Source organism: Microcoleus sp. Pol12B5, from assembly GCF_036701335.1.
Classification (GTDB): Bacteria; Cyanobacteriota; Cyanobacteriia; order Cyanobacteriales; family Microcoleaceae; genus Microcoleus.
In genome coordinates this window covers 1-2,343 of the sequence record NZ_JAUBQQ010000148.1, presented here as the reverse complement: position 1 = coordinate 2,343, position 2,343 = coordinate 1, and the positions used below count along the sequence as shown (strand labels likewise).

Genomic DNA, 2,343 nt, shown 5'->3' with positions numbered 1-2,343 from the left:
GCGCAGTTTTACCGGGGATACAATCAGGTTTGGCCTTTGGATTCAGGGTATGAAGAACGCAAAACTCTTTATAATCTATATCACATTTTAAATCATTTTAATTTGTTTGGTGGGAGTTATGAGTTGCAGGCGAATCAGATGATTAATAGAGCCTTGGGTTAGAAATAGGGATTTTTTATTTCTAACCGCAGATGAACGCAGATAAACGAAGATATAAGGTTTATCTGCGACCGTTGCCGCTTTATTTTTGCTTAGCTGTTGCTTTTTTCTTCGCTTCTTTTTCTGCTTTTTTAGCCGCTTTTTCTGCTTCAAGTTTTGCGATTTTTGCTAGCTCTTTTTCTTCGGCTATTTTATCCAGATAGTAGTGGTAGTCTCCCAAATAAGTGCGAAACTCTCCATCCCGGATTTCGACTATTTTGTTGGCAACTTGGGAGATGAAATAGCGATCGTGCGAAACGATAATTACGGTACCGTCATAATTCTGAATCGCCTCTTCCATCATCTCTTTCGCCGGAATGTCGAGGTGATTTGTCGGTTCGTCCAAAATCAGCAAATTCACGGGAGTCAACAGCATTTTTGCCAAAGCTAGGCGGGCTTTTTCGCCGCCGCTTAAAGCGCCAACCTGTTTGAATACTGTTTCGCCCGTAAATAAGAAACGGCCCAACAAAGTCCGAACTTCTTCATTTTTCCAGTCTGGAACTTCGTCGTGAATCGTTTGCATCACGGTTTTATTCAAATCTAAGGCTTCTGCCTGATTCTGTTCAAAGTAACCGGGGATGACGTTGTGGCCTCCCAATTTGACCGTACCTTCAGTCGGCTTTTCCAAGCCCATAATCATCCGCAGCAGGGTTGATTTGCCCGCGCCGTTGGGGCCGAGAAAGGCTATGCGATCGCCCCTTTCAATTAATAAGTCGGCTCCCAAAAATAGGATTTTTTCGCCGTAGGCGTGCACCAAATCTTCAATTATTGCTACTTCGCGGCCGCTGCGGGGTGCGGGGGGAAAGCGGAAATGCAAAGTTTTTAATCCGCCGGTGGGTGCTTCGATGCGTTCGATTTTGTCTAACTGTTTCTCACGGCTTTTGGCTTGGGTGCTGCGAGTGGCGCTGGCCCGGAATTTTTCTACGAATGCTTGCTGTTTTTCGAGTTCTTTTTGCTGGCTTTCGTAAGCGCTGAGTTGGGCTTCTCTGGCTTCTGCTTTTTGCAGCAGGTAGGAGGAGTAGTTGCCGAGGTAGGTGCTGGAAACGCCGCGCTCGGTTTCGACGATTTGGGTGCAGAGCCGATCGAGAAATTCCCGGTCATGGGATACGATTACCATCGGGGTTATCAGCCCTTTCAGGTAAACTTCCAGCCATTCGATCGTTTCTAAGTCGAGGTGGTTGGTAGGTTCGTCTAGTAGCAGGATGTCGGGTTTTTGCAGCAGAATTTTGCCCAAACTCATCCGCATTTGCCAGCCGCCGCTGAAGGCGCTGACTAATCGATCGCCGTCTTCGGGTTCAAATCCGATTTCGGGCAGAATTTTCTCGATTTGGGCTTCTAAACCGTAGCCGTTTAAGCCTTCAAATTGCCGTTGCAGGCGATCCATTTTGTGGATCAGTTCGTCGAGATTTTCTGGGGTGGAGGTTTCCAAGTCTCGATGCACTTGCATCAGGGATTCGTGGACATCGTTGGCTTCGCTGAAGGCGCGCCAAAATTCTTCTCTGACGGTGCGAGTCGGATCTACTTCAAATTCTTGGGAGAGGTAGGCGATGTGGAGGCTGGCGGGGCGAATGACTTCGCCTGCGGTGGGTTCGATTTCGCCGGCGATGATTTTGAGTTGGGTGGATTTGCCGGCACCGTTAACGCCTACTAAGCCGATGCGATCGCCTGGCTTGACTTCCCAGGTGACATCTTTGAGTACGACGCCTGTGGGGTAAATTTTACTGATGTGTTCGAGTCGCAGCATTGTTGTGGGGACTGGGGAAGGGCTGGTTTAGCGGCGGATGGGATGCCGGCGCTGAGGTCGAGTTAATCTTAACAAATTTTAATTATATTTAGCGTATTGCCAGATTTTGATTTGGTAGGAGTTACGCGAAGAAACCGGGTTTCTCGGAAAAATCGCAGATTCTGGGCTAGAGATATAGGAAGAAACCGGGTTTCTGGCCTCGATGTGGGTTCAGGACTATTTGGGTGGGGCGATCCTCTTCGAGGGCTTCGCTAACGGGCGATCGTGTTGTTTCAGATTGAATTTCTCGCATAATGGTTGAGACTTCTGCACATTATAATAGTGGGCGTTGCTGAGTTAGAGTATGAACAGGAGGGATAATTTATGCACTGCCCAGAATGTAAATCAACCCATATCCGTAA

At 47.9% G+C, this 2,343-nt stretch carries 2 protein-coding genes; one reads left to right on the top strand and one right to left on the bottom strand.

Features of this window, described 5'->3' with window-relative positions; genetic code table 11:
* A partial coding sequence (locus QUA24_RS27045; protein WP_333233494.1) for a fructosamine kinase family protein occupies nucleotides 1-162 on the top strand: 162 nt, incomplete at its 5' end.
* A 79-nt stretch (nucleotides 163-241) separates the two neighbouring features.
* Here QUA24_RS27045 and QUA24_RS27040 read toward each other — a convergent pair.
* Nucleotides 242-1,942, bottom strand: coding sequence for an ABC-F family ATP-binding cassette domain-containing protein (locus tag QUA24_RS27040; RefSeq protein WP_333233492.1), 1,701 nt, complete (start codon nucleotides 1,940-1,942; stop codon nucleotides 242-244).
* Between the last annotated feature and the right edge of the window lie 401 nt (nucleotides 1,943-2,343).